Here is a 4,656-nt window from a genome sequence, read left to right on the forward strand (position 1 = left end):
CCAGTGCCGCCATAACCGCTAATGTCCGCTCTGATGACAAACTGGTGATCAATGCCGCCGACAGCCCTTTTTCTTTGGGGGAGGGTGAGATTTGTGCAAGGTTGTTTTGCGGGGTCTCATTCGGTGCGGTATTTCCACGCAGTATCACCCCACGTTGGAACGTCAAATCACCGCTATCAAACGACACCACCACCCCGCTTTGTGCTTTCTGATCTGCCGTCCATCCACGACTTGAAACAGCAGATTCAAAATCTTCAATTTGTTGCTGAATGTCATTCTCATCATCGTGGGTTTCAGTTTCTTCCAGTACCGCCGTCAATGTATCGATATGGGATTGCTCCGATTCGGTATAGACCGGCGCTGGCTCTCGCATAATGTTGTATTTACGTAAATCGTCGCCCCAGCAACCGATTGGATCTATCTGGTGAGCACACCATGACCAACCCTCACTTTCCTGAATAGCTACTGCGATAGCCTCCAGCTTTTCAAGGATCAGACGGTCAAGTAAGGCACGATCAATCCAGCCCTCATCTTCATCACTGAATAAGTCGGTACGAATAACAGCACCTGCCGCCTCCAGTGCGTCACGTCCGACAAAAGCAAACTTTTTGTTATTTTTAATGCTCACTTCCTGATCAGTGATCAGATTGCGCAACTGCCAGTTTGACGGGGATTGACTGTAGGTCTGTTGTGCCTGTTCCCACACCTGCGCCTGTATTTCCTGACTGTCTTCCAGTGCCAGAATCTGACATTGTTCGAGGTTTATCTCGTCTTTTGCCAGTGCCTCCAACAAAGCGGGAGCCAGACTGGCCAGTTTCAGTCCACGTTGTACATGCCGTGAGCTATAGCCCAGCAAGTCACCAATTTGTGCCGGTGTTTTCCCCTCCGCTGCCATTGAGCGGAACCCCACAATCTGCTCGGCGGGATGCATATCCTTACGCTCACCGTTTTCTGTCATGGAGGCGGCAACCGCCAGTTCTTCCGGTACACGTTTAANACCCCACGTTCAACCAACATATTGAGCGCAGCCAAACGACGCCCCCCTGCGGCGACGCCGAACTGTCCGCTCTCAAGGTCGTGTGCCACCAAATTTTGCAACAGCCCAATAGACGCAATCGTATTGGCAAGGCTGGTTACGCTCTCAACAGAATAGGGAATAAGGCGCACATTCAGTGGTGATTTGACCAAACGGGACAAAGGAACATACTCTATCAGCGTCTGTTCCAGTACCTGAGCCAATGCTTGTGCGTCATTTGCGACCGCTGGCGCTTTACGGGTGGATTTTTTTACTTTTGAGGTTTTAATTTCAGTTTGTGAAACATTCATTTGATTACTCCTTTGAGTCTGGCGTTTCGCCGGTAGTGAGAAACGGCCTTCCGTCTCTCAATAGAGTTATTATACTATAGAACTCAATTAAATATCAACAATGATATATAATAAATTAGTGTGTTTATCAAAATTTCGCATGCGAAAAATCATGCCCGCCAGTACATTGAAACAGAAAATAAATAGCATTTTAAATCAGATTATTATAGATATTCACACCCTATCTTCACCTTGCAATTTCTTGTTTAGTATTTCAGTAAATGAGCTAAGTCTAGTCACATCATACCTCGGTAGATCCTATCCAATGATCTCCTAAGTAAGCATCTGCCCCCTCATCAAACGATTCTTGTTGGATAGCGGCCAATTCGCAGTATGTCCAACCACTTTCAGGTGCTACTTGGCTCATCAGCAAAACACCATCAAGACTTTTCACAATCAATTCCAGATGACAAATATTAGGCAGAAAGTCTGATTCGCCTTCTCTTACATCAGTAATATAAGTAATCACTTCTTTTCCCCTATTTATGACCTACAAGAAGGCGACATCGTGGAACTGAGTAATAAATACTCTCCAACATCAGCCTCTGATCCACACCAAATTCTATTATTTTCCACAACCCGGAGAGAAGCGGCCTTCCATATCTCAATAGAGTTATTATACTATAAAACCTAGTTATATATCAATATAGATATATAATAAATCAGTGAGTTTATCAACATTTCGCATGCGAAATATTATGCCCGTAAGGGTATGTAAGCGACAAAGGCATTCCCATATATAATCACTGGTTAGTGTCGCGTAAGCCAGCCGTAGGCTGTACAGGCGTCAATATTCCACAAACCATCCCTCCGCCCTGCTAAGCCGTTTTTTTGCGAAGCAGACGATCTTAAAGTATCACCTCTGGTTAACGGTCGAAGACAAAAGAAACTGACAGCGATAATGCTTTATGAACTGGGTACAACCCGCAACGGATAGATGTGACAGCAATAGCTCCGGTGGCCCTATCTACGGCAGTTAAAGCAGCAATACCAATCTACTTGTGTAGGATATTGACCTTTAGGTATCGCTTGCTATCCGAAGGACAGAGACGCGCTCGCGTGACTCTGTGAAAGCCGGACTGCGCCATCGGCGCGGGACAGCTGAAGTGCAGGCGACGAGCCGACCATTTATGGGCGGGGAGCCTTGGGGCCACAATTATCCTTTTTCCCCCACAAGTTTACCCACTGTTTCTGTGGATAAGGCTGAAAGAAACTATTTATGGAGACAGAACAGTACGCTATGAGAAATAAGACGGCAGCACCTTGCAAAATAGGAATAGCATCATAGATAATACTGTATATATTTGGGTCTTCCCCGATCATGGTGGGAGACTTAGAACGCCATATTCAGTTTCCCATAGTGGAACATTACGCCCAGCTTGAACCGTTCTTTATTTCTGAAGCCTCGTGATTTGATCCTCAGCAGCCGTATTTTGCTGTTCAGAGACTCCGCATTGCCGTTCGATACCCGGTTTTTCATTGCATTCAGGATGCCGTAAAGGCGCTTTGCCACCATGCGGGCAACGCTGGCCATGAGTGGTATGCCGGTGTCTTTGGCCATCATCATCCATTCCTGCCACAGCTTACGGCTATGCTCGTCATACCGGCTGTGCCACAGATCGCGAGCAAGCTCTTTCATTACCCAGCACTGGCTCGTTTGGGGTAGCACCAGCCGGGCAACTTCTAACCTCTCAGCTCGGCGCCCGAGGCGGTTTTTTTTGTTGTAAAACCACAGGTAACGTGAGCGGTGGGCGTCTTTCCTGTCTGACGACGGGATTTGTTTCATCTCAGCCTGGCGGGTTTTATCAACGACGGCGCACAGCATTTTTGCCACATGGAAATGATCGAAGGCGATTTTATCTACGGCATTGGGGAGGTGGATTCGGGCTGCACTGATATAAGCCACGTTCATGTCCATCGACAGCGTTTTTATCTCATCAAGCTGGTGATCTCTCAGGCTGCGTAGATAACTGGCAAGGCTTTCTACACCACGATCATCGGTCAGCTGCAAAGCTCGTCCCTGCCTGTCAGAGATAACGGTGACGTACTGGTGTCCTTTTTTGAAGCTGACTTCATCCACGCAGAGGTGACGGGCCGATAAGGGCTGCTTTATCCGGGCTAAGCCTCGTTTGACTGCGCGCATCATGATGCCGTCCACGGCATTCCAGCTAAGTTTGAGCTGCTTTCTGACGGCATCCACTGTGCTGACTTTCAGCCATGAGAGAACAAAGGCCTCGAACAAAAAAGTGTAGCGGCTGCCTGACCCAGCCCAGGGAACCGGTAGTGTTTGGCAACCGTGCTGTGGGCAGTCAACGCGTGGGACATCAGCCTCAACCAGTGTGGTGAACTGACAGGTATCGAGGTGACGCCATTTGCGACGCCGGTGATCATGTATGGGGCAGGGTTTACCGCAGGTTGGACAGGTCAGTTGTGTGTGCTCAGCAATACCGACAATGACTGTCACTGAACCAGATTTTTCATCAAGGGAAAGGGATTGTACCTGCCACGGTGCTGACAGGTTAAGGATATGGGCATAGAGAGACTTTTCATCCATGAAAATAGCACCTATAAATATTTCCTGTTTAATAATGAATAGAAATCATTTGTACGCATTTGTAATCGCCGATCAATAATCTCTTTGTCATTTTTGGTTGCAGCGTAATATTCAGTATAAATATCGCGAAAATCTATTGGAAATAAGCTTTCACTTTCTTTATCGTACAGCATATTACCTGTATTGAGATCGTAATGTATTACACCTAATTCATTCAGTTTACATATCAAGCGCAGATAAAGACTCTCTAGGTTATCAGGAATATCAGCTGTATCTATTTCATTAAGAGGAGTCCCGGGCACGCGTAGCATTCGGAGATACACATCACCGCCATGCCGTATGACAACTGATGCTTCATCGCCATAAAAAGCATTAAAAAGGTCAGATTCTTGCCTTGCCATTTCCAGAACCTCATTGTACTGGTCACCAACAAGGTCATACTTTTTATATAAAGCAGATGAATCATTCACATCTTCAAATACTTCTGCTGTCGAACCTTCCCCTATTAGCTTACCGAGAATTGGATCCGTTACTATGCCTGCATGAGAACTATGATTCTCATATATAAAAGGTGTTTGAATAATGGTGGAGGTTATTTTCATTCCAGACCTTGGTTACGCAATTTAAACATCTCAAAAGATTTTTACATAAAATATCGTTACGCGCTACCACCCAAGGATTCACATAAGTACATCTGCCATTACATAGATAGCCACCATGATCGGGGAAGACCCATA

At 46.3% G+C, this 4,656-nt stretch carries 3 protein-coding genes and 1 pseudogene; all 4 read right to left on the reverse strand.

Features of this window, described 5'->3' with window-relative positions:
- A pseudogene (locus tag AEP37_RS26715) lies at positions 1-958 on the reverse strand (ParB/RepB/Spo0J family partition protein); the annotation flags it as partial.
- 648 nt (positions 959-1,606) lie between these two features.
- Positions 1,607-1,834, reverse strand: a complete 228-nt coding sequence (locus AEP37_RS22390; protein WP_049615397.1) for a hypothetical protein — start codon at positions 1,832-1,834, stop codon at positions 1,607-1,609.
- A gap of 864 nt (positions 1,835-2,698) precedes the next feature.
- Positions 2,699-3,919, reverse strand: a complete 1,221-nt coding sequence (locus tag AEP37_RS22395; protein ID WP_049615398.1) for an ISL3 family transposase — start codon at positions 3,917-3,919, stop codon at positions 2,699-2,701.
- Between the two features lie 11 nt (positions 3,920-3,930).
- Entirely contained in the window at positions 3,931-4,521 is a 591-nt protein-coding gene (locus tag AEP37_RS22400) for an OspG family effector kinase (RefSeq protein WP_049615399.1), read from the reverse strand.
- Between the last annotated feature and the right edge of the window lie 135 nt (positions 4,522-4,656).

Origin of the sequence: Yersinia pekkanenii (assembly GCF_001152565.1) — a bacterium.
Taxonomy (GTDB): domain Bacteria; phylum Pseudomonadota; class Gammaproteobacteria; order Enterobacterales; family Enterobacteriaceae; genus Yersinia; species Yersinia pekkanenii.